We start from the raw sequence: 22,847 nt of genomic DNA on the forward strand, positions 1-22,847 counted from the left end.
CGGATGCGTGCCGACGTCGAGCGCATGGGCGGCGTCGGGCGCGAAGCCGTGAAAGGACAAGGCATGCACATACCCGGACCCATAGCGGGCCGTCGGAGTTGTGCCGTGGCCATCGCCGCGGTGGTGGCCTGCTCGACGGCACTGACCGGACCGGGCCTCGCCGCGGCCGACGGTACGCCGACACCTTCGGTGCCCGCCCCGCAGTTGGACTGGAAACCCTGTGTCCAGGGCAGTCCGTTCGACTGCGCGACCGCGAAGGTACCGCTGGACTACCTCAACCCTGGTGGTCGCACCATCGAGCTGGCAGTCGTGAGACACAAGGCAACCGGCCCAGGACGGCGCATCGGCACCCTGTTCTTCAACCCCGGAGGCCCCGGCGGGCCCGGAACGGTGCAGATGCCACAGAATTTCGAGTCCTTCCCGCGGGAGGTGCGGGAGCGGTTCGACATCGTCAGCTGGGACCCCCGCGGGATCGGCAGCAGCACCGCCGTGAACTGCTTCGAGAACCGCGAAGAAGCCAACGCCTGGGTTGCGAGCAAAGCGGCCGGCTTCCCGGTGGGCGAACAGGAGCGGGCGGCCTATATCGCCGCGTACAAGGATCTGGCCCGGCGCTGTCAGCAGCGTGACCCCGAGCTCCTGCGCCATGTGTCGACCGCGGACACCGCGCGCGACCTCGACCAGCTCCGCCAGGCGGTGGGCGACCCACAACTCTCCTATCTCGGGATCTCCTACGGCACGTTCCTGGGCGCCACCTACGCCAACCTCTTCCCCGGCAAGGTCCGCGCCATGGTTCTTGACAGCAACGTCGACCCGCAGGTTTGGACCCACGCCTCCGACGACGACCCCCGGCTCCCGACATTCCTGCGCATGGGCGCGGACCGCGGCGCGGCAGCGGTCCTGGACAAGTTCCTCGCCCTCTGCGGGTCCACCACCACCGCCCGCTGCGCCTTCTCCGCCGGCAGCCCCAAAGCGACCCGGGACAAGTTCGACCAGCTGATGCGGCGGCTCCGGGAGCATCCCGTGGGCGCATGGACCTATGGCCGTACGGTCGGTGACGTCGTGAACAGCCTCTACATCGTCCACCCCGGATGGACGGACCTCGCCGGCAGGCTGCAGACCCTGTGGCAGGGCCGCGTTCCGGAGCCGTCCCCTCTTCCACCCGCACCACCGGTCCCGAATCCGAATCCGTACCTGGGCGATGAGCAGGCCGGTGCGGTGTTCTGCAGCGACAGCCCCAATCCGCGTGACCCCGCTGCCTACCACGCCATGGAAGAGGCCAGTGCGACCCGTGCGGGCGACGCCGGACGCTTCTGGGCCTGGGCCGCCGAGGGGTGTGCCGCCTGGCCGGCCGTTGCGGCCAACAGCTATCGCGGCCCGTGGAACAAGCCGACGGCGCACCCCGTCCTGCTGGTCGGCACCACCTACGACCCTGCCACCCCCTACTCGGGCGCCCAGGCCATGGCCAGAAATCTGGCCAACGCCCGCCTGCTCACCAACAACGGGTACGGGCACACCGCACTGATCAACCCCAGCAGCTGCATCAAGGCCCACGAAAGCCGCTACTTCATCGACGGCACCCTCCCGCCGGCCGGAACAATGTGCCGACAGGACACGCCCCCCTTCTCCGCACCCAAGCCGAGCAGCGGCGTCGCCACCGGCGGCGGAGCGATGGCCGGCGTCGTCTCCCTGAGCCCGCGGTTGCCCCGCAGCCAGCACTCACACCGTCACCTCTCAATCAAAGGTTCACGGGTTCACGTCTCCGGGCTCGGTCTCCAGCGCTTGGCGGTCGAATTTCAGCATGACGAGGAAGAACAGCCCGCCCGCGAGGAGCAAGCCGACCACGATCACGACGGAGACGAGCGCCTCCCGGGGTGTAACCAGCACAAACAGCGCGACTAGCGTCCACACCAGCGCGCAGATCGCGACCGGCAGCTCGAAGCGCCCGAGGTCGAACGCGCCCTTCTTGCGATCCAATCGTCCGCGCACCGCCAAGTAGAGGACAATCGTCGAGCCGTAGATGATCGCCGGAAGGATCGTCGATGCCGTGATCAGCTCCAGCAGTGCGGCACCCGGCAGCGCGACCATCAGGATGACCCCCAGGACGAAAATCAGGATCGTCGCCGGGATCGGCGTATGCGTTCGCGGGTTGACCCGTCGCATCAGCCGGTGGGCGGGGAAGCGTGAGTCGCGCGACATCGCGAAAACAAGCCGCGCGCACGCGGTCATCACCACGATTCCCGCGCCGAAGAACGCGAACGTGATCGCGACCAGCAGCGTCCTCTCCATCACCGGACCGAGGCGATCCCGCATGATCGCCGCGACCGGCGAGCCGTCGGCGCTGATCCGGGGGATATCGTCGATCGCGACGGTGAGCGTGATCAGAAACAGCATTCCCAGGAGACCGGCCGCCACGACCGATCCCACGATCGCGCGTGGGACGGTGCGATAGGGATCCTTGGCCTCCTCGGCCAGGTTCGCCGCGGAGTCGAAGCCGACGAGTGTGGCGAGGCCCATGATCATCGCGAGCATCAACCCGCCGCCGACGGCGAAATAGTCGGGGGCATTCTCGGCGACACCGCGCGAGGTGAGGTTGCCTGCTGTGCCGTTGCCCGTGATCGCCACTGCAATGATGAGCGCGATCGCCACCACCACGACGAGCGTCAGTTCGAGCCCCACCGCGGCCGCGTTGATCATGCTGACGATGCGCGTCGAGGCCGCTGCGAGCAAGGTCTGGATGAGCAACACCACAAGCGTGATCAGACGCGCGGTGCCCTCGTCAGGCTCGATGCCGGCGAGCGGCATGAATGCCTGGCTCGCAAGCGCATTGTCGATCGCCACCACGGCGATCGCCAGGTAACAGAAGGCCAGCCAACCGAACCCCCAGCCGATCTTCGGGTTGGCCAGCCGCGAGGCCCATTGGTAGGAGGAGCCGCTGAGGGAGATGCGGGCCGCGAACTGCGCGACCACCAATGCCACCAGGGTCTGCCCTACCGCCGCGATCACCCAGAGCCAAATCCCGACCGGCCCGGCGGTCAGCAACACTTCGTCGTATGTCGCGAAGATGCCGACCGCCACCGAGATGAACGCGAACGAGATCGCAAACACCTGAAAGGAGCCGAGCGTCCGCTTCAGCTCCTGCTGATAGCCCCCGAGCTCGACGGAAGTCTCGCCGTCCTGCGCACCCGTCGAAGCTTTCGCCACCTCAGCCACCACACTTTCCGTCGAGGCCGTCGTCCACCCCACGACCAGGTGGATTTCACGACCAGCGCCATATCCTCATCGGCCATGTCGTGTTTTTCCAGATACGACACGGTTGCGAGATTTGCGCACCCGCAAGACAGGTCTGCACGAAGCCCTCGGAGCCGGCCGCGGCATCCCGCTGCTCGGTCGAAGTGATTACGGCCCAACGCACGTGACCGAGCCCCCGGACGGATGCAGTCCGGGGGCTCGTCGATCACGTCAAGTGCCGGCCCTGGCTAGCCCTTGACGCAGATGACCTGCTTCAGCTTCGCGACGATCTCCACCAGGTCCCGCTGCTGGTCGATGACCCTCTCGATCGGCTTGTACGCACCCGGGATCTCGTCCACGACACCGGAGTCCTTACGGCACTCCACACCCCGCGTCTGCTCCTCCAGGTCCCGCGTCGAGAAGCGCCGCTTCGCCGCATTGCGGCTCATCCTGCGCCCCGCGCCGTGGGACGCAGAGTTGAAGGACTTCTCGTTCCCGAGGCCCTTCACGATGTACGAGCCGGTGCCCATCGAGCCCGGGATGATCCCGAAGTCGCCCGAGCCCGCCCTGATCGCACCCTTGCGGGTGACCAGCAGGTCCATGCCCTCGTACCGCTCCTCCGCCACATAGTTGTGGTGGCAGGAGATGACCTGCTCGAAGGTCACCCGGGCCTTCCTGAACTCCCTGCGGACGACCTCCTGGAACAGCCCCATCATGATCGCGCGGTTGTACTTGGCGTACTCCTGCGCCCAGAAGAGGTCGTTCCGGTACGCCGCCATCTGCGGGGTGTCGGCGACGAACACCGCCAGGTCACGGTCGACCAGGCCCTGGTTGTGCGGCAGCTTCTGTGCCTCGCCGATGTGGTACTCGGCGAGCTCCTTGCCGATGTTCCGCGAGCCGGAGTGCAGCATCAGCCAGACCGAACCCGACTCGTCGAGACAGAACTCGATGAAGTGGTTGCCGCTGCCCAGCGTGCCCATCTGCTTCGTCGCCCGCTCCCGGCGGAACTTGACGGCATCGGCCACCCCGTCGAACCGCGACCAGAGGGCATCGAACCCCGGCGTCCGGAGCCCGTACACCCGGCCCGGGTCCACCGGCTCGCCGTGCATGCCGCGGCCCACCGGGATCGCCTGCTCGATCTTCGAGCGGAGCCGGGACAGATCACCCGGGAGATCGTTCGCGGTGAGCGAGGTCTTCACGGCCGACATCCCGCAGCCGATGTCGACCCCGACCGCCGCCGGGCAGACCGCCCCGTGCATCGCGATCACGGAGCCGACCGTCGCGCCCTTGCCGTAGTGCACGTCGGGCATCACGGCGAGCCCCTTGATCCACGGCAGCGTGGCGACATTCCGCAGCTGCTGCATCGCGCCGTCCTCGACCGTGGACGGGTCCGTCCACATGCGGATGGGGACCTTCGCCCCCGGCACCTCTACATACGACATAAGTTCTTCGATCCCCCCACAAAGCCTGAAAACGCAAAACCGGCGCCAAGGTCGGCGAAAGGGACAGCGGACCGGCATTCACAGCTGCGCGTGCGATACACATTGTGTCCATCGGCCCGTATCGGGCGGCAACCACTTTTCCCGCGACAGCGCGACAGAAGGAGCTCGGCACCGTGCAGCGAAAGGCGTACGTACCCGCCCTGGCGGCGCTCCTCGTCGCGCTCGTCGCCGGCTGCACCGCCGGCTCCGGTGACGACGGCTCCGCCCCGGATACCCAGCCGGGCGACGCCCCGGGTTCCGTCGCCGCCCCGGGCAAGTACCGCACGCTCTACGAGCCCTGCGGCGCGGTCCAGCGCGCCGCCCTCAAGGACCTGCTCCCGGTCGCGGCCGAGCTGCCCGAGGAGCAGCAGGAGAAGGTGTACCGGGGCACGGCGGCCGTCACCTACGACACGGATCGCCGTGTCGGCTGCAGCTGGAAGGCCGACGCACCGGACGCCTCGCACCACCTCCGTATCGACGTCGAGCGCGTCGTCTCGTACGACCCGGACGTCAGCGACGACGACCGGGCGCAGGAGGTCTACGCCGGCAAGAAGGACGCGGCGCAGCTTCCGGCCCCCGCGGACCCGCGCGACGAGAAGGGGCGGGAGACGCAGCCCGCGGGCGGCACGCCGACACCGACGAACGGCACCGCCACAGCCCCCGCGGGCACCTCAGGCACCGCAGGCACCGCGGCAGGCAGCCCCTCCGGCACGCCCGCCACCGCCGAGGGCCTCGAGCCCCGCGAGCTCGACGGACTCGGCGACGCGGCCTTCCTCGACGACGCCCTCACCCGGGCCGGCTCCGCCGCGCAGCACCGGACCGTGAGCGTGGTGTTCCGCACATCGAACGTGATCGTGACCGTCGAGTACAGCGAGCAGCCCGCCGGCACGACAGAGGTGCCCGACAGCAAGGAACTGCAGGAAAAGGCGCAGGCCCTGGCCCGGAACCTGGCCGAACGCTTCAACGACTAGCGCGCCGTCCGCCCCCCGGCACGGGCCACGTCGGCCGCCTCCCCGTGCCGCCGGGTTCCCGCTCCGATCCCCCTGGATGCCCCCGGCGTCGTAACGTGTCGGCTTATCGTGGCCGACCGGAAGGCTCCGTCCCGAGCGGCCGACCGCCGTGCGCGTGCCGACCGGCCGACCGTCCCGCACACCGGCGGACCGTACGACACACCGAGTGAAGGAACCATGCACCGATCAGCCCCGCGACTCACCCGCATACTCGCCTGCGCCGCCGTCCCGGTGATGCTCGTCGTCGCCGGCTGCTCGTCGGACTCCGGCGGCGAGGACAAGTCCTCCGGTTCGGGCTCCTCCTCCGCGACATCCCCCGGCGCGAAGCAGTCCGAGGCGACCGTCGCTCCGGCGAAGTTCGCCAAGCTGCCCGAGCCCTGCAAGTCGATCACCTCGAAGACGATCACCGAGCTGGTGCCGAAGGCGAAGAACAAGGCCGGTACGGCAGGAACCTCCAGCGACATCACCGCCCGCGGCGGCTGCTCCTGGAACGGCCTCGAGGACAAGGGCATCAAGGGCTCGAACTACCGCTGGCTCGACGTCGCCTTCCTGCGGTACGAGTCCGACCCCGGCCTGGGCACCGGCGAGAAGCGCGCCACGGACGCGTACGCGAAGGAGATCGCCAAGGCCGGGGGCACGGAAGGCGCCAAGAACGTCAAGACGTCGCCCACGACGGGCATCGGCGACGAGGCGACGGCCATCAGCTACGACCTGAACAAGACGGACGAGACGTTCAAGTACGCGACGATCGTGGCCCGTACGGGCAACGTCGTGGTCACGCTCGGATACAACGGCGCGGGCTACGCCGGGGCCAAGACCCCGGATGCGGCGGAGATGATGAAGGACGCGGTGAAGGCGGCGAAGGAAGCTGCTGCCTCGGTCGCGGCGGCCAACAAGTAGGCGGCCCCGCAGGTGGGCCGTGAGCTGCGGCGATGCGCTGCGGCCGTGTGCTGCGGCCGTGTACTGCGGGCCGCGGACCATGGGCCGTGGGCGTGGGCCCCGCCCCCGCACACCCCACCGACAAGCCCGACAACGGGTGTTGAACAGAGGGCCGTGAGCCCGGGCCGCCTCCCCGGAGGCCCGGGCTCCGCAAACGTGTGCCAGGCTTGGCCCGCGCCGAGTCGGATGCGGCGGCGCCGGAATTCGATCCGAAATTCGATATCGGGAGGGGATCGCGGGTGGCCGCGATGCAGCTGACACGCACGCACCGCATACTCATCGGGGTCGTCGTGGCCGGAGCGGTGGTCATCGCCGCCATCGGTTTCGCCGGGTCCTACGCCGCCGTACGCGAGCTCGCCGAGAAGAAGGGCTTCGGCGACTTCTCCCTGGTCTTCCCCATCGGCATCGACGCGGGCATCTGTGTGCTGCTCGCCCTCGACCTGCTGCTGACCTGGATCCGTATCCCCTTCCCGCTGCTGCGCCAGACGGCGTGGATGCTGACGATGGCGACGATCGCGTTCAACGGTGCGGCCGCCTGGCCCGACCCGCTCGGCGTCGGTATGCACGCCGTCATCCCGGTGCTCTTCGTGGTCGCCGTCGAGGCCGCCCGGCACGCGGTGGGCCGGATCGCGGACATCACGGCGGACAAGCACATGGAGGGCGTGCGGCTCACCCGCTGGCTGCTGTCGCCCGTGCCCACGTTCCGGCTGTGGCGGCGGATGAAGCTGTGGGAGCTGCGCTCGTACGAGCAGGTCATCAAGCTCGAGCAGGACCGGCTGATCTACCAGGCCCGCCTCCAGGCCCGCTTCGGGCGCGCCTGGCGGCGCAAGGCTCCGGTCGAGTCACTGATGCCGCTGCGGCTCGCGAAGTACGGCGTTCCGCTGGCGGAGACGGCGCCCGCCGGACTCGCAGCGGCCGGGATCGAGCCGGCGCTGCTGCCGCCGAATCCTGCCCCTGCCGCCGAGCTGCGCGCGGCACCGGCTCCGGCTCCGGCTCCGGCTCAGCGGGAATGGCCCCAGGAGTATCCGCAGGCCCACCCCGAGGAGCAGCAGCAACTGCCGCAGGGCGGTGTTGTCGGTCCGGGCACCCACGAGAGCCCGTGGTTCGCGGCCCCGCACGTCCCGCAGGAGGCGTACGAGAACGCGTACAACCCGACGTATGTCGAGGGCCTGGAGCCGACCCCGGTCGCGGTGCCGGCCGGCCCGGACGCGCTGCCCGTCGGCGCCGGCCCCGTCCCCGGTGCCATCCCGGGCCCGCGCACCGAGCAGCAGCCGGTGTACGAGCAGGCTCCGGCGCCCGAACCGCAGCTGGAGGCGGAGCCCATCGAGGACGCGGAGTTCGCCGAGCTGGCGTACCCCGTCTTCAAGGAGTACACGCACCGCCACGGTGTCCATCCGAGCAACGACCAGCTCGACATAACCCTCGCCGACGTCCACGGCATCCACCACCCGCGCAGCGCCAGCCTGCTGCGGCGTCTGATGCCGGAGTTCCAGAACCGCTTCCAGGCCGAGATGGAGGCGGAGCACATCGCTTAGGTCCTGTCCGGCCGATCTTGCCGGGCTCGCGTGCCCTGGCACCGCACCTCGCTGCGTTGTCGTCGGTCACCGACTCCCCCGTAGCCCTTCGGGCACGGGAGGTGCCCCCACCGCGTCGATTTCCTCCTCCGCCTTGCGATGCACGGCACCAGACCCCGCTCACTGATCCGGCCGGATCGACCGGACAGGACCTAGGCGGCGCCCCACCGCTCGCCTGCGCCGGTGACCCGGACCATCCACTAACGCCGGAGGGCCCTCACCCACAAGGGATGAGAGCCCTCCGACAAGCACAGCCGACGGCTCAGGCCTCAACCGGTCAGGCCTTGACCGGTTGAGGCCTCGACCGGTCAGGCCCCGAGCAGCTTCCGCACCCGCTCCGCCCCGACCGCCAGCAGCAGCGTCGGCAGTCGCGGCCCCGTCTCGCGGCTCACCAGCAGGCGGTACAGCAGCGCGAAGAACGAACGCTGGGCGACCTTCAGCTCCGGCGTCGGCTTGGCGTCCGGCTCCAGGCCCGCCATGACCTTCGGGACGCCGTAGACGAGCGTCGTGAGCCCGTCCAGCGACCAGTGCGAGTCCAGCCCGTCCAGGAGCAGCCGCAGCGACTCCCGCCCCTCGTCGTCGAGCGAGCCGAGCAGCTCGGTGTCGGGCTCGGAGCGGACGACCGTGCGGGCGTCGGCCGGGACCTGGGTGGTGATCCAGTTCTCGGCGCGGTCGAGGCGCGGCCGGGCCTCGTCGAGCGACGCCAGCGGGTTCGCCGGGTCGAGCTCGCTGAGGATCCGCAGGGTCTGCTCGTCGTGACCGGCCGTGATGTCGACGACCGAGGCGAGCGTCCGGTACGGCAGCGGGCGCGGCGTGCGCGGCAGCTCACCGGCGGCGGTGCGCACCGCGCGGGAGTACGCGGCAGCGTCGGCCGGCAGCACGGACCCGTCCTGGACCTTGGACTCGAGCTTGTCCCACTCGTCGTAGAGCCGCTGGATCTCCTGGTCGAAGGCGATCTTGAAGGACTGGTTGGGCTTGCGGCGCGCGTACAGCCAGCGCAGCAGCGGCGCCTCCATGATCTTCAGCGCGTCCGCCGGCGTGGGCACGCCACCACGGGACGACGACATCTTCGCCATGCCGGAGATGCCCACGAACGCGTACATCGGGCCGATCGGCTGCACGCCGTCGAAGACCTCGCGGACGATCTGTCCGCCGACGACGAACGACGATCCGGGCGACGAGTGGTCGACACCGCTGGGCTCGAAGATCACGCCCTCGTACGCCCAGCGCATCGGCCAGTCGACCTTCCAGACCAGCTTGCCGCGGTTGAACTCGCTCAGCCGGACCGTCTCGGAGAAGCCGCACGCCGTGCAGGAGTACGTCAGCTCGGTCGTCGCGTCGAGGTACTCGGTGACCGTCGTCAGGTCCTTCTCGCAGTTGCCGCAGTACGGCTTGTACGGAAAGTAGCCCGCCGAGCCGCCGCTGCCGTCGTCCTCGCTCGCCGCGCCGGAGCCCTCCTCGGCCTCCAGCTCGGCCTCGTCCACCGGCTTCTGCTGCTGCTTCTTCGCCTGGGCCTTGGCCTTCGTCCGGTACTGGTCGAGGATTCCGTCGATCTCGCCGCGGTGCTTCATCGCGTGCAGGATCTGCTCGCGGTACACCCCCGCCATGTACTGCTCGGTCTGGCTGATCGGGTCGTACTCGATACCGAGCTCGGCGAGCGACTCGACCATGGCGGCCTTGAAGTGCTCCGCCCAGTTCGCGTACGCCGAGCCCGCGGGCGCCGGGACCGAGGTCAGCGGCTTGCCGATGTGCTCGGCCCAGGAGTCGTCGACACCGGGGACACCGGCCGGCACCTTGCGGTAGCGGTCGTAGTCGTCCCAGGAGATCAGATGGCGGACCTCGTACCCCCGCCGGCGGATCTCGTCCGCGACCAGGTGCGGGGTCATGACCTCGCGCAGGTTGCCCAGGTGGATGGGCCCGGACGGGGACAGGCCAGAGGCAACCACGACCGGTTTCCCGGGTGCACGCCGTTCCGACTCGGCGATGACATCGTCCGCGAAACGGGAGACCCAGTCGGTCTCGGTGCTGCTCTGAGCCACGATCGGCACGTCCTTGAGTACTTGAGTCTGTCGAAGCTGGCGTTAGCCATTCTCCCAGACGGAACAGCGGGCTCGGTGGTTGTCCACAGCCCCCGCATCTCGGTTGTCCACAGCCCCCCGTCCTGTGGGAGAAACAGGTTGCTCCCCCATGGGACACTTGACTACCGAATTAGCACCGGACACCCACTGACAGGAACGGAAGCTCATGGCCTCGGTCCCTTCCCTCGCTTCGACCGTGCAGCAGCGCCTCGCGGACGCCCTCTCGGCAGCCCTGCCGGAGGCCGGCTCCGCCGACCCGCTGCTGCGACGTAGCGACCGGGCCGACTTCCAGGCCAACGGCATCCTGGCGCTCGCCAAGCAGCTCAAGGGAAACCCGCGCGAGCTGGCGGCCAAGGTCGTCGAGGCGATCCCGGCCAACGACGTCCTGAAGGAGATCGAGGTCTCCGGCCCCGGGTTCCTGAACATCACGATCACCGACGAGGCGATCGTGAGGACCCTCGCCGCCCGCGCCGCGGACGACCGCCTGGGCGTTCCGTACGCCTCCGAGGCCGGCACGACCGTGATCGACTACGCCCAGCCGAACGTGGCGAAGGAGATGCACGTCGGCCATCTGCGCTCCGCCGTGATCGGCGCCGCGATGGTCGAGATCCTCGAGTTCACCGGCGAGAAGGTGATCCGGCGCCACCACATCGGCGACTGGGGCACTCAGTTCGGCATGCTCATCCAGTACCTGATCGAGCACCCGCACGAGCTGGACCACAAGGACGACGCCACCGTCTCCGGCGAAGAGGCGATGTCCAATCTGAACCGGCTCTACAAGGCCTCGCGCGCTCTCTTCGACTCCGACGAGGAGTTCAAGGACCGGGCACGCCGCCGGGTGGTCGACCTCCAGGCGGGCGACAAGGAGACGCTGGCCCTGTGGCAGCGTTTCGTCGACGAGTCGAAGATCTACTTCTACTCGGTCTTCAACAAGCTCGACATGGAGATCAGCGACGCGGACGTCGTCGGCGAGTCCGGGTACAACGCCATGCTGGCCGAGACCTGCCGCCTGCTCGAGGAGTCGGGCGTCGCGGTCCGGTCGAACGGCGCGCTGTGCGTCTTCTTCGAGGACGTGAAGGGCCCCGACGGCAACCCGGTCCCGCTGATCGTCCAGAAGTCCGACGGCGGCTACGGCTACGCGGCGACGGACCTCTCCGCTATCCGCGACCGCGTCCAGAACCTCGGCGCGACCACGCTGCTGTACGTCGTGGACGCCCGCCAGTCCCTCCACTTCAAGATGGTCTTCGAGACCGCGCGCCGCATCGGCTGGCTGAACGACGACGTGAAGGCCGTCCAGCTGGCCTTCGGCACGGTCCTCGGCAAGGACGGCAAGCCGTTCAAGACCCGTGAGGGCGAGACGGTGCGGCTGGTGGACCTGCTGGACGAGGCGATCGAGCGGGCGACGACGGTCGTGCGCGAAAAGGCCGAGAAGGTCGGCCTGACCGAGCAGGAGATCGTCGAGAACGGTCAGTACGTCGGCATCGGCGCGGTGAAGTACGCGGACCTGTCCACGTCCGCCGTCCGGGACTACAAGTTCGACCTGGACCAGATGGTGTCCCTCAACGGCGACACGTCCGTGTACCTCCAGTACGCGTACGCCCGTATCCAGTCGATCCTCCGCAAGGCGGGCGACGCCAAGCCGGCCGCCCACCCGGAGCTTCCGCTGGCCCCGGCCGAGCGGGCCCTCGGCCTGCACCTGGACCAGTTCGGCGAGACGCTGGCCGAGGTAGCCGCGTCGTACGAGCCGCACAAGCTGGCTGCGTACCTGTACCAGCTGGCCTCGCACCTGACCACGTTCTACGACCAGTGCCAGGTGATCAGCGCGGACAACACGACGGAGGTCTTCGAGAACCGCCTCTTCCTCGTCGACCTCACCGCCCGCACGCTCCACCAGGGCATGGCCCTGCTCGGCATCCGCACCCCCGCGCGCCTCTGACCCCGACGGGTACGCGGACGGCCCCGGCGCCCAGGGGCACCGGGGCCGTCCGCGTTCGTCACCTCTTCGAGCGCACCCTCACCGCGTCAGCGGGTGCGCCGGCCTTCCCGTGGTCTCCTCGATCTCGTCGTGGGCCTTCTTCAGCATCTGCTGCGCCATGTCCATCAGCGCCCGCGCTCCCGCGATCTCCTCGCCGACCCGAAGCTGCTCCGGATCGGACGGGTGACGGCTGGCGTTCCCGTGCCCCCGGACTTCCGTACCGTCGGCGAGGCGGACCATCGCGGCCGCCTTGGTCTTCTGGCCCTCCTCGGCGAATTCCATGTCCACGTGCCATCCGGCGAGTGTCTGCATGACGGATCACCTCCACCGGTACCACCGGTACCACCTTCAGGGTGCGCCGCGCCGCCGCAGATCACCACCTCACTCACCACTGAGCGAGTCCGAACTCGCACCACACGATCTTCCCGGGCGCCCGCTCCCCAACGCCCCGACTCCCCCTCCGGCTCGCGAGGCCGGGGCACGGACCGCCCCCTCGCGCCCACCACCTGGTCGTCCTTCGCGGCGTTCGCCGCCACGCAGTCGCGCTGACGGTCACTGGGCGACCCACTCGCCCTTGTCCGGCCAGTAGTGGTGGAGCCGACGCTCGTCGAAGGCGCTCGTACGGAAGGGCTTTCCGCCGTCGTCGACCCGTACCGTCCCCTGCCGGTCGCCGCTGCTCCATGCCACCTCCAGGTACCACGTGACCTCGTGTCCTTCGGTGTGGACATCGAGGTTCAGGACCTGCGGGTCGCGGGTGGAGACCTTGTACGGGAAGTCCTTGGCCGGTACGACGGTGTCGCCGTCCTGCCCGGCCACGGGCTTGGCCAGCGGCCGGGCGTTGTCCAGGTCGATGTCGAAGGTCTGCGGGGTGACGCCGCTGCCGCAGCCGTCGCCCATGGAGTAGGCCTGCCAGGGCAGGGGGACCTTTCGCCCCACCACGCGTACGTTCAAGGCGGTGATGACCACCGCCTCTTCCGTGTTGCCCGTCACGGTCAGCTGGAGCTGCATGTCGCCGCCGCTGACACCGCCCAGAGCACGTGCCCAGCCCCGGGTGTCCTGAGGAGCGGGCGGCGGCGGGACCTGGCCCGGCTGCTGGTCCAGCAGGTACTGCTCACCGCACGGCGCCTCCCAGTTGTACGAGCTGATCCCCACGCTGGGCGCCGCACCACCGCTCTTCTCGTCGGGCGACGTCGACCGTCCCTTGGCGGCCGGGTCCGACGGGGAGGCGCTTGTCCCCTTCCCGTCGGGCGAGGCGCTGCCGCTCGGTGAGGCGGAGGCAGACACGGAAGCGGACGGGGACACGGAGGCTCCGTCCGAGACGCCGGCGCCGGTTCCCGCGCGGGGCTGCCCCTTCCGGTCCGCGTCCGTACCGGAGCCATCGCCCCCGAACTCGCTTACGGCGACGGCTGCCGGGACGGCGAGGGCGACAACGGCGGCCGTGGCGACCGCGATACGCAGACGGCGCTTGCGCGAGGCGGGCTCGGGCCCGACGACCACCGGCCCGGGGACTACGTCTTCCGGCCCGGGCTCTCCCGCCTCACCATCCGTCTCACCATCCGTCTCCACGACGGCGGCCACGACCGGCACCGGCGTCGCTCCGGGTCCCGGAGCTGCGACGGGCCCCATGCCAGGCTCCGCCTCAGCGGACGACTCGGCCGCGCCGGCCCGGCCGCGTCTGCGGGCCTCGTCGGCCAGGATCCATTGCCTGTGCAGTTCCACGAGCTCGTCGGGGGTCGCCCCGCACAGCCGGGCAAGCCGCTCCACGGGGGCGTACTCGGTCGGTACGGCGTCGCCGTTGCAGTAGCGGTGCAGCGTGGACGTACTCATATGGAGCTGTCTGGCGAGAGTCCCGTAGCTGCGCCCGGAACGTACCTTCAACGCGCTCAGCAACTCCGCGAAGTCGTCTGTCCCCGCTGCCATTTCGGCCCTCCCCCTCGTTCCGCCGTCCCGGAAACGCATTCCAGGCACTGAGTGTTTCCCCAGGTCAGATCCCGTTTCGGCGTTCCAGCTTCCCTCATTGTCCCTGGCCGGTTGTCCCACGATCCGCCGCCTCCGCAAGGTGTGGGCAGCACCACCCGAACCGGGAGCTCCGATGCGAACCCGCTTCAACTTCGGCTTCAGCGATGTCCTCGCGGTCGTCGTTCTGATCGCCTGCACCGCAGTCGTGATCTCGCTGATCAACCGTCACTGAATCCACCACCACAACAACGGGGAGTCGATCCACCATGCGCACCATCCGTACCCGCACCGCCATCGCCGCGACCGCCGCGCTTCTTGCGGGCCTGTCCCTGACCGCCTGCCAGAACGACGACAAGGCCAAGGCGGCGGACCCGGCCGGCGGCGGCAAGGCGAGCGCCACCGCCTCGGAGGGCCCTGCGGCCACCTCTTCCTCGGGCACGGGCGGCGGTACCGCGTCCGCAGCCCCGGCCGGCGGCAACGGCAAGGGCACCAGCGGCGGCGGCAACGCGAGCAACGGCTCCAGCAAGGGCAGCACGAGCGGCGACGCCAGCGACGCCTCCCCCGTCACCTGCACCGGCAGCAACACCAAGGTCGTCGCCAGCAAGGTCACACGCCCCATCAACCACCTGCTGATCGCCGTCACCAACACGGGCTCGCGCCCCTGCAACGCCTTCGGCGCGCCGTACCTCCGCTTTGACGAAGCCCAGTCCCCCACCCAGTTTGTCGAGGACAGCAAGCCGCAGGCCGTCGTGACCCTGGCCCCCGGCCAGTCCGCCTACGCCTCCGTCTTGCTGACCGGCGAGCCCGGCAAGAGCAAGGGTCGCACCGCGAAGCACCTCACCGTCTCCTTCGACGCGGGCAACGGCTCCGGATCGACCGGCGCACACGCCGAGGTCGCGCTCCCCGCGGACACCTACATCGAGGACGACAGCGCCATGGTGACGTACTGGCTGAGCGACATGTCGGACGCGCTCACCTACTGATCGCCCACGCCAAGACCGGTGTGGAGGCCGCCCGTTCTGGACGGGCGGCCTCCGTTGTCAGTGGCGGCCTCTACATTCGGTCCATGGTCATCAATCCGAATGCGCTGGGCCTGGACCTGCCGCCCGGCACTGTGCGCACACAACCCTCGTACTGGTACGCGGAGGGGCCCGCCGAGCACGACACCTGGGCCCGACTCCTGCCTGCCCGCGAGTCCGCCGGGATGCACCCCGTCCTGCTCACCGACGAGAAGGCCCTGTTCGCCGACCAGACAGCCGAGCCGGACGACCACGACTCCGAGGAAGTCCTGGAGAGCCTCTGGGAGTACGTGCAGGCGGAGGACGGCGACGAGGACGACGCGGACACGATCGCCCCGTTCACCACCCAGTGGCCGGGCCTCGCCCCGGCGGGCGAGTTCGTGAACGATCCGGACGCCACCGCGGCCCGTGTCGCCGCCGCGCTTCTCGAGGCCGACCGGCTCCCGGGCGCCCGTGCGGGCCTCGTGCCCGTCCGCCGCGGCGCGGACATCCCCGCGGCCCTGGGCTGGATCGGCTCTTGCAACCACACGGACCCGGGCGTGCTCTCCGCGGTCCTGCGCTCCTGGGAGGACCGCTTCGGCATACGCGTCGTGGCGCTCTCCTTCGACCGCCTGGACGTCTCCGTGGCGGCCCCGCCGCGCACGATGACGCATGCCCTGGCGGTCGCCGCCGAGCACCATGCGTTCTGCCCGGACAACGTCTGGCAGGGCTACGAGACGATGCGTGCGTACGCCGCCGAGGCCGTCCTCGGAAAGGCGCACTGGACCTTCTGGTGGGACTGAACGTCAGCGCAGCTTCTGCGCGACCTCCGTCGCCCAATACGTGAGGATCATCTGCGCGCCCGCGCGCCGGATGCCCGTCAGGGTCTCCAGGATCGCCTTGTCGCGATCGATCCAGCCCTTCTCGGCAGCGGCCTCGACCATCGCGTACTCACCACTGATCTGGTACGCCGCGACCGGCACGTCCACAGCCGCCGCAACCTTCGCCAGCACATCCAGATAGGGACCCGCGGGCTTGACCATGACCATGTCGGCGCCCTCCTCCAGGTCCAGCGCCAACTCCCGCATGGACTCGCGCAGATTGGCCGGGTCCTGCTGGTAGGTCTTGCGGTCACCGGTCAGGGACGAGGCGACGGCCTCGCGGAAAGGCCCGTAGAAGGCGGACGAGTACTTGGCCGTGTATGCGAGCACGGCCACGTCCTCCTTGCCGATCGTGTCCAAGGCATCGCGAATGACCCCGACCTGACCGTCCATCATCCCGCTGGGGCCCACGACGTGGACGCCCGCGTCTGCCTGGACCTGGGCCATCTCGGCGTAGCGTTCCAGCGTGGCGTCGTTGTCCACACGGCCGGCCGCATCCAGCACACCGCAGTGCCCGTGATCGGTGTACTCGTCCAGACACAGATCGGACATGATCACGAGTTCATCGCCGACCTCGGCCTTCACGGCCCGGATGGCGACCTGCAGGATCCCTTCCGGATCGGTGCCCGCCGTCCCGGCCGCATCCTTCTTCGCGTCCTCCGGCACGCCGAAGAGCATGATCCCGGAGACCCCGGCCTCCCGGGCCTCCACCGCGGCCTTGCGCAGCGTGTCCAGCGAGTGCTGCACGACGCCCGGCATCGCCGCGATCGGCACGGGCTCGCTCACGCCTTCCCGTACGAACGCCGGGAGGATCAGATCAGCCGCATTCAGCCGCGTCTCGGCGACCATGCGCCGCATCGCGGGGGTGGTCCGCAGCCGCCGCGGCCGCGACCCGGGAAAGGATCCGTACACAGTCATGCGTCCACGCTACGCCCGCTCTCGGGGGGCTTTTGCCGACACCTTGCCGGTGTGTAATCCGCCCACCGGGCCGGGAAGGGGGTCCGCAGGGGTGCTCCGCAGGAGTCGGCAGCTTGCGCCGGGTGCCCCAGCTCGCCCACCGACTCCGAGGAGGTACCCCGGAGGGCACCCGACCCCACCCACCGGGCGTGGCCCAGGCCCACCGGGGCGGACGCTGAACGGGCCGGCACCCGGCACCGGGGGTTGTGCCCACCCGTTCCTCCCCCTAGGACTTCGTCCTGGGGGACCCCCAGCGGAACGACTGCCCACAACGGGTGGGGCAGGGCCGTCGTCGCTGGACCCGACAGTTGGGGCGTGCCACGCCCACAACAGGTGGGCAGGCACACCCAGCTGCCCACAACGGGGGCCGGGGCAGCGACCCCGGCTACGTCGTACGACGACGCCGCGCGCCCGGCCTGCGCTCGCTCGGGCGGGTGACCGGGTCGCCCGCCTCGAGCGCCGCCTCGCGGCGCCGCGCGCCGAACTCCGCCAGCGCCTCCGCCAGCTTGTGCACCGACGGCTCCGGCGACAGCACGTCCACGCGCAGGCCGTGCTCCTCCGCGGTCTTCGCGGTCGCAGGGCCGATACACGCGATGACCGTCACGTTGTGCGGCTTCCCGGCGATGCCCACCAGGTTCCGCACCGTGGAGGACGACGTGAACAGCACCGCGTCGAACCCGCCGCCCTTGATCGCCTCACGCGTGTCCGCCGGCGGCGGCGACGCCCGCACGGTCCGGTACGCCGTGACGTCGTCGACCTCCCACCCGAGCTCGATCAGACCCGCCACCAGCGTCTCCGTGGCGATGTCGGCCCGCGGCAGGAACACCCGGTCGATCGGGTCGAAGACCGGGTCGTACGGCGGCCAGTCCTCCAGCAGCCCGGCCGCCGACTGCTCCCCGCTCGGCACCAGATCGGGCTTGACGCCGAACTCGACCAGGGCCTTCGCGGTCTGCTCGCCCACCGCCGCGACCTTGATCCCGGCGAAGGCGCGGGCGTCGAGCCCGTACTCCTCGAACTTCTCCCGCACCGCCTTCACGGCGTTGACCGACGTGAAGGCGATCCACTCGTACCGCCCCGTCACGAGCCCCTTGACCGCACGCTCCATCTGCTGCGGCGTCCGCGGCGGCTCGACGGCGATCGTCGGCACCTCATGCGGCACCGCCCCGTACGAACGAAGCTGGTCGGAGAGCGAAGCAGCCTGCTCCTTCGTACGCGGTACGAGGACCTTCCAGCCGAACAGCGGCTTGGACTCGAACCACGCGAGCTGGTCACGCTGGGCCGGGGCACTGCGCTCGCCGACCACGGCTATGACGGGCCGGTGTCCCTCCGGCGACGGCAGCACCTTCGCCTGCTTGAAGACCTGCGCAATGGTCCCGAGGGTCGCCGTCCACGTCCGCTGACGCGTCGTCGTACCGGCGACGGTCACCGTCAGCGGGGTGTCGGGCTTGCGCCCGGCCGCCACCAGCTCACCGGCCGCGGCCGCGACCGCGTCCAGGGACGTCGACACGACCACGGTCCCGTCCGACGCCCCGACCTCCGTCCAGCACCGGTCGTCGGCCGTGCGCGCGTCGATGAAGCGCACATCGGTCCCCTGCGCGTCGCGCAGCGGCACACCGGCGTACGCGGGCACACCCACCGCCGTCGCGACACCCGGCACGACCTCGAACGGAATGCCTTCCGCCGCGCACGCGAGCATCTCCTGACCGGCGTTGCCGTCGAGCCCGGGGTCACCGCTCACCGCACGGACGACCCGCTTGCCGCTCCGCGCAGCCTCCATGACAAGATTGGCCGCATCCCTCAACACGGGGACCCCGACGGTCGTTGACACATCGTCAACAACCGTCAGCTCAGGCGTGCTCACGCCCGCCCTCGCATGGCCGCGAACGACCTCGAGGACATCGGGCTCGGCGATCAGCACGTCCGCACCCGACAGCGCCTCCACGGCGCGCAGCGTCAGCAGTCCCGGGTCGCCGGGACCGGCGCCGAGGAAGGTGACGTGCCCGGAAGCGAAGAACGCCGAAGAGGCAGAGGCGGCAGTGGTGGTGGGGCTCAAAGTGCTCGCTCCCCCATAAGACCGGCCGCACCCTTGGCAAGCATCTCGGCCGCGAGTTCGCGACCGAGCGCCACTGCGTCGTCGTGCGACGTGGGTACGGGACCGGTGGTGGACAGCTGCACCAGCGTGGATCCGTCGGTCGTACCGACGACACCGCGCAGGCGCATCTCATGAACAACCTGTCCGTCGGCCAGCAGGTCGGCCAGCGCACCCACAGGTGCGCTGCAGCCGGCCTCCAGGGCGGCGAGCAGGGACCGCTCGGCCGTCACGGCGGCCCGCGTGTGCGGGTCGTCGAGCTCGGCGAGCGTGGCGGCGAGTTCGGCGTTCGCCGAAAGGCACTCGACCGCCAGGGCCCCCTGGCCGGGGGCGGGCAGCACCGCGTCGACCGACAGGAAGTCGGTCACGTCCTCGATCCTGCCGATACGGTTCAGCCCGGCCGCGGCAAGCACCACGGCGTCCAGCTCCCCGCTGCGTACGTATCCGACCCGGGTGTCGATGTTCCCCCGGATCGGCACGGTCTCGATCCGCAGCCCGTGGAGGCGCGCGTACGCGTTGAGCTGCGCCATCCGCCGCGGCGAACCGGTGCCGACCCGGGCACCCGGCGGCAGCTGGTCGAGCGTCAGCCCGTCCCGCGCGACGAGCACGTCCCGCGGGTCCTCGCGGCGCGGAATCGCGGCCAGCACCAGGTCGTCGGGCTGCGCGGTCGGCAGGTCCTTCAGCGAGTGCACCGCGAAGTCCACCTCGCCCGCGAGGAGCGCGTCGCGCAGCGCGGTGACGAACACACCGGTGCCGCCGATCTGCGCGAGGTGCTCGCGGGACGTGTCGCCGTACGTGGTGATCTCGACGAGCTCGACGGGACGCCCGGTCAGCCGGGTCACCGCCTCTGCCACATGCCCGGACTGGGCCATGGCGAGCTTGCTGCGCCTGGTCCCAAGCCTCAAAGCCTTCTCGGCCCTCTCGGTCATACTCGCCCTCGGTTCTTGACGTCGGCGTCGTTCAGGTCGGCCCGGCTGACGGATGCGACCGTCTCCGGGTCGAGGTCGAAGAGTGTGCGCAGCGCGTCCGCGTAGCCGGCACCGCCGGGCTCCGCGGCGAGCTGCTTGATCCGCACGGTGGGCGCGTGCAGCAGTTTGTCGACGACACGGCGCACGGTCTGGGCGATCTCCGCGCGCTGCTTGTCGTCCAGGTCGGGCAGCCGGCCCTCCAGCCGCGCGACCTCGCCTGCCACCACATCGGCGGCCATGGCGCGCAGGGCGACCACGGTCGGCGTGATGTGCGCGGCGCGCTGCGCGGCGCCGAAGGCGGCGACCTCGTCGGCGACGATCGTGCGCACCTGGTCCACGTCGGCGGCCATCGGGGCGTCGGCGGACGCATCGGCGAGCGACTCGATGTCCACGAGACGGACGCCGGGAATCCGGTGCACGGCGGCATCGATGTCCCGGGGCATGGCGAGGTCGAGGAGCGCGAGGCGGACCGGTCCCGTGCTCTGCGCGCGGACCGTACGCCGCTCCAGGGCACCGCGCCGGTCGGCCGCGGCGTTCTCCACCCATGCGCCGTGCAGGCCCATGTCGTCGGCGGGCAGCCCTGCCGCAGCGGCTGCGGCGCCGGCGGGTGCGGCACCCTTGTCGTCGAGCCCGACCGGGCACTCGTCATCGGCGAGGACGGCGAGGTCCTCGGCCACGCGTTCGAAGCCGGCGAGCCGTGCGATGACCTCGGCGTCCGCCGTGATCGCGGCCTGCCCAGCAGCCTCCTCGGCGGCCGCTTCCGCGGCGAGAGACTCCAGGGAAGCCGTCTCCGCGGCAGCGAGTGCCTCCGACGCACCCGGCACGGCCGCGGCGACCGCCTCGGCCGTCAGCACGAGCCCCGTCGCACCGGTGCAGGACACCACGACGTCGACTCGTGTCAGTTCGTCCGCGACCGCGTCCATGGGCACGGCCCGTGCGGCGACTCCGGTACCTCCCCCAGAGCTTCGCCTGGGGGCACCCCCAGGCTCGGTCAGGATCTGCACGAGCCGCTCGGCCCGCTCCTGCGTCCGGTTGGCGACGACGATCTCGGCGACTCCGGCTCGCGCCAGCGTCGCCGCCGCGAGCGACGACATCGAACCGGCGCCGATGACCAGCGCCCGCTTGCCCGCCGCCCACTCGTCCACCGGCGCGCCGCACGCCAGCTGCTCCAGGCCGAACGTGACGAGCGACTGCCCGGCCCGGTCGATCCCGGTCTCGCTGTGGGCCCGCTTGCCCACCCGCAGCGACTGCTGGAAGAGGTCGTTCAGCAGCCGGCCCGCGGTGTGCAGCTCCTGGCCGAGCGCGAGCGCGTCCTTGATCTGGCCGAGGATCTGCCCCTCGCCGATGACCATCGAGTCGAGACCGCAGGCCACCGAGAAGAGGTGGTGGACGGCGCGGTCCTCGTAGTGCACGTACAGATAAGGGGTGAGCTCCTCCAGCCCGACGCCGCTGTGCTGGGCGAGCAGGGTGGACAGCTCGGCGACGCCGGCGTGGAACTTGTCGACGTCGGCGTACAGCTCGATGCGGTTGCAGGTGGCGAGGACGGACGCCTCGACCGCCGGTTCCGCAGCGAGGGTGTCATGCAGCAGCTTGACCTGCGTGTCCGCGGCCAGCGAGGCCCGCTCCAGCACGCTGACCGGGGCGCTGCGGTGGCTGAGTCCGACGACCAGGAGGCTCATGCCGGCATCACGGCGGGGACGTCCCCGTCGGGTCCCTTCCGGCCCGGGGCCGAACCGGTGGCTCCATGCGACGCGGGCGTCGTGGACCCCACCGGCGGAACGGGCGCCACGACAGACGCGGCGGACGCCGTGGCGGCCTCCGCCTCCAGCTCCTCACCGGCCTTGCGCTGCTCATGGAACGCGAGGATCTGCAGCTCGATCGACAGGTCGACCTTGCGTACGTCGACGCCGTCCGGCACCGACAGCACGGTGGGCGCGAAGTTGAGGATGGAGGTGACGCCTGCGGCGACCAGCCGGTCGCACACCTGCTGCGCGGCACCCGCAGGGGTCGCGATGACCCCGATGGAGACACCGTTGTCCGAGATGATCTTCTCCAGCTCATCCGTGTGCTGGACAGGGATTCCGGCGACCGGCTTCCCGGCCATCGCCGGGTCGGCGTCGATCAGGGCGGCGACGCGGAAGCCACGGGAGGCGAACCCGCCGTAGTTCGCGAGCGCGGCGCCGAGGTTACCGATACCGACGATCACGACCGGCCAGTCCTGGGTGAGGCCGAGCTCACGGGAGATCTGGTAGACGAGGTACTCGACGTCGTAGCCGACGCCGCGGGTCCCGTACGAGCCGAGGTACGAGAAGTCCTTCCGCAGCTTCGCGGAGTTGACCCCCGCCGCGGCCGCGAGCTCCTCCGACGAGACCGTCGGCACGGAGCGCTCCGACAGCGCGGTCAGCGCGCGCAGATACAGCGGAAGCCGGGCGACCGTGGCCTCGGGGATTCCTCGGCTGCGAGTCGCCGGTCGGTGAGTTCGGCCAGTTGCCACGGTGCTCCTGCGGGATGAGCGAGGCTGCAGGCGGCCGTACGTCGCAGGACCGCCCCGTCGAATGCAGGCTATGTCTTTGTGAACGCGTGCACAAAGATGGTGTCCGCTTTGTCCGAGCAAAGTGACCGGGGTCACGCGATTCGAACACGGGATCCGGGAACCGTGGACCGTCTCCGTCCATGGAAAACGCGAAGGGGGCAAAACTCTGCACACTCC

At 70.2% G+C, this 22,847-nt stretch carries 16 protein-coding genes and 1 pseudogene; 7 read left to right on the plus strand and 10 right to left on the minus strand.

Annotated elements, in window-relative coordinates; genetic code table 11:
- The first annotated feature begins 105 nt into the window (after positions 1–105).
- Positions 106–1,899, plus strand: a complete 1,794-nt coding sequence (locus ACWCXB_RS27180; protein ID WP_450726361.1) for an alpha/beta hydrolase — start codon at positions 106–108, stop codon at positions 1,897–1,899.
- Positions 1,900–1,923: 24 nt separating this feature from the next.
- Here the strand turns inward: ACWCXB_RS27180 and ACWCXB_RS27185 are convergent.
- Both ACWCXB_RS27185 and ACWCXB_RS27190 read right to left on the minus strand, forming a co-directional pair.
- Positions 1,924–3,243: pseudogene (locus ACWCXB_RS27185) on the minus strand (APC family permease); the annotation flags it as partial.
- A 233-nt stretch (positions 3,244–3,476) separates the two neighbouring features.
- Positions 3,477–4,670 (minus strand): RtcB family protein, encoded by a 1,194-nt coding sequence (locus ACWCXB_RS27190; RefSeq protein ID WP_450726363.1) that lies wholly within the window; start codon positions 4,668–4,670, stop codon positions 3,477–3,479.
- 173 nt (positions 4,671–4,843) lie between these two features.
- On the opposite strand from ACWCXB_RS27190, the gene ACWCXB_RS27195 reads away from it, so the two are divergent.
- The 3 genes from ACWCXB_RS27195 (at position 4,844) to ACWCXB_RS27205 (ending at position 8,193) form a co-directional block, all read left to right on the plus strand.
- Complete coding sequence (locus tag ACWCXB_RS27195; protein WP_450726365.1) at positions 4,844–5,680, plus strand: DUF3558 domain-containing protein; 837 nt, start codon at positions 4,844–4,846, stop codon at positions 5,678–5,680.
- A gap of 216 nt (positions 5,681–5,896) precedes the next feature.
- Positions 5,897–6,619: a DUF3558 domain-containing protein gene (locus tag ACWCXB_RS27200; RefSeq protein ID WP_450726367.1), complete on the plus strand. Its 723-nt coding sequence runs from the start codon at positions 5,897–5,899 to the stop codon at positions 6,617–6,619.
- A 278-nt stretch (positions 6,620–6,897) separates the two neighbouring features.
- Positions 6,898–8,193: a DUF2637 domain-containing protein gene (locus ACWCXB_RS27205; protein WP_450726369.1), complete on the plus strand. Its 1,296-nt coding sequence runs from the start codon at positions 6,898–6,900 to the stop codon at positions 8,191–8,193.
- 347 nt (positions 8,194–8,540) lie between these two features.
- On the opposite strand, the gene lysS is transcribed toward ACWCXB_RS27205, so the two are convergent.
- Positions 8,541–10,280 carry a lysine--tRNA ligase gene (gene lysS, locus ACWCXB_RS27210; RefSeq protein ID WP_450726371.1) on the minus strand — a complete coding sequence of 580 codons (1,740 nt, stop codon included), beginning with the start codon at positions 10,278–10,280 and terminating at the stop codon, positions 8,541–8,543.
- 196 nt (positions 10,281–10,476) lie between these two features.
- Between lysS and argS the strand changes: the two genes are divergently transcribed.
- The gene (argS, locus tag ACWCXB_RS27215; RefSeq protein ID WP_450726373.1) at positions 10,477–12,246 is read left to right on the plus strand and encodes an arginine--tRNA ligase; all 1,770 of its coding nucleotides are present in this window, start codon (positions 10,477–10,479) and stop codon (positions 12,244–12,246) included.
- Positions 12,247–12,324: 78 nt separating this feature from the next.
- On the opposite strand, the gene ACWCXB_RS27220 is transcribed toward argS, so the two are convergent.
- The gene (locus tag ACWCXB_RS27220) at positions 12,325–12,597 is read right to left on the minus strand and encodes a DUF1876 domain-containing protein (RefSeq protein WP_450726375.1); all 273 of its coding nucleotides are present in this window, start codon (positions 12,595–12,597) and stop codon (positions 12,325–12,327) included.
- Between the two features lie 240 nt (positions 12,598–12,837).
- Positions 12,838–14,205 carry a helix-turn-helix domain-containing protein gene (locus ACWCXB_RS27225; protein ID WP_450726376.1) on the minus strand — a complete coding sequence of 456 codons (1,368 nt, stop codon included), beginning with the start codon at positions 14,203–14,205 and terminating at the stop codon, positions 12,838–12,840.
- A gap of 305 nt (positions 14,206–14,510) precedes the next feature.
- Here ACWCXB_RS27225 and ACWCXB_RS27230 point away from each other — a divergent pair, with 305 nt between their 5' ends.
- Both ACWCXB_RS27230 and ACWCXB_RS27235 read left to right on the plus strand, forming a co-directional pair.
- Complete coding sequence (locus ACWCXB_RS27230) at positions 14,511–15,227, plus strand: DUF4232 domain-containing protein (protein WP_450726378.1); 717 nt, start codon at positions 14,511–14,513, stop codon at positions 15,225–15,227.
- A gap of 83 nt (positions 15,228–15,310) precedes the next feature.
- Complete coding sequence (locus tag ACWCXB_RS27235; protein WP_450726379.1) at positions 15,311–16,045, plus strand: DUF4253 domain-containing protein; 735 nt, start codon at positions 15,311–15,313, stop codon at positions 16,043–16,045.
- A gap of 3 nt (positions 16,046–16,048) precedes the next feature.
- Here the strand turns inward: ACWCXB_RS27235 and hemB are convergent, their stop codons facing one another.
- From hemB to ACWCXB_RS27260, 5 genes are all read right to left on the minus strand, one after another.
- Complete coding sequence (gene hemB / locus ACWCXB_RS27240) at positions 16,049–17,041, minus strand: porphobilinogen synthase (protein WP_450726381.1); 993 nt, start codon at positions 17,039–17,041, stop codon at positions 16,049–16,051.
- 424 nt (positions 17,042–17,465) lie between these two features.
- Positions 17,466–19,133 carry a uroporphyrinogen-III synthase gene (locus ACWCXB_RS27245; protein ID WP_450726383.1) on the minus strand — a complete coding sequence of 556 codons (1,668 nt, stop codon included), beginning with the start codon at positions 19,131–19,133 and terminating at the stop codon, positions 17,466–17,468.
- Complete coding sequence (hemC, locus tag ACWCXB_RS27250) at positions 19,130–20,098, minus strand: hydroxymethylbilane synthase (RefSeq protein WP_450726385.1); 969 nt, start codon at positions 20,096–20,098, stop codon at positions 19,130–19,132. Before hemC ends, ACWCXB_RS27245 begins: the two co-directional genes overlap by 4 nt.
- Positions 20,095–21,816, minus strand: coding sequence for a glutamyl-tRNA reductase (locus ACWCXB_RS27255; RefSeq protein ID WP_450726387.1), 1,722 nt, complete (start codon positions 21,814–21,816; stop codon positions 20,095–20,097). The genes hemC and ACWCXB_RS27255 overlap by 4 nt, the downstream gene beginning before the upstream one ends.
- Positions 21,813–22,631 (minus strand): redox-sensing transcriptional repressor Rex, encoded by an 819-nt coding sequence (locus ACWCXB_RS27260; protein ID WP_450726389.1) that lies wholly within the window; start codon positions 22,629–22,631, stop codon positions 21,813–21,815. The genes ACWCXB_RS27255 and ACWCXB_RS27260 overlap by 4 nt, the downstream gene beginning before the upstream one ends.
- Positions 22,632–22,847: the final 216 nt, after the last annotated feature.

It is taken from the genome of Streptomyces sp. NPDC001514 (assembly GCF_053597075.1).

Excerpts from the sequence above, each read along its gene's own strand:
- ACWCXB_RS27190 (WP_450726363.1), bottom strand. The coding sequence starts at position 4,670 with ATGTCGTATGTAGAGGTGCCGGGGGCGAAGGTCCCCATCCGCATGTGG.
- ACWCXB_RS27200 (WP_450726367.1), top strand. The coding sequence starts at position 5,897 with ATGCACCGATCAGCCCCGCGACTCACCCGCATACTCGCCTGCGCCGCC.
- argS (WP_450726373.1), top strand. The coding sequence starts at position 10,477 with ATGGCCTCGGTCCCTTCCCTCGCTTCGACCGTGCAGCAGCGCCTCGCG.
- ACWCXB_RS27220 (WP_450726375.1), bottom strand. The coding sequence starts at position 12,597 with ATGCAGACACTCGCCGGATGGCACGTGGACATGGAATTCGCCGAGGAG.
- ACWCXB_RS27225 (WP_450726376.1), bottom strand. The coding sequence starts at position 14,205 with ATGGCAGCGGGGACAGACGACTTCGCGGAGTTGCTGAGCGCGTTGAAG.
- ACWCXB_RS27230 (WP_450726378.1), top strand. The coding sequence starts at position 14,511 with ATGCGCACCATCCGTACCCGCACCGCCATCGCCGCGACCGCCGCGCTT.
- ACWCXB_RS27235 (WP_450726379.1), top strand. The coding sequence starts at position 15,311 with ATGGTCATCAATCCGAATGCGCTGGGCCTGGACCTGCCGCCCGGCACT.
- hemB (WP_450726381.1), bottom strand. The coding sequence starts at position 17,041 with ATGACTGTGTACGGATCCTTTCCCGGGTCGCGGCCGCGGCGGCTGCGG.
- hemC (WP_450726385.1), bottom strand. The coding sequence starts at position 20,098 with ATGACCGAGAGGGCCGAGAAGGCTTTGAGGCTTGGGACCAGGCGCAGC.
- ACWCXB_RS27255 (WP_450726387.1), bottom strand. The coding sequence starts at position 21,816 with ATGAGCCTCCTGGTCGTCGGACTCAGCCACCGCAGCGCCCCGGTCAGC.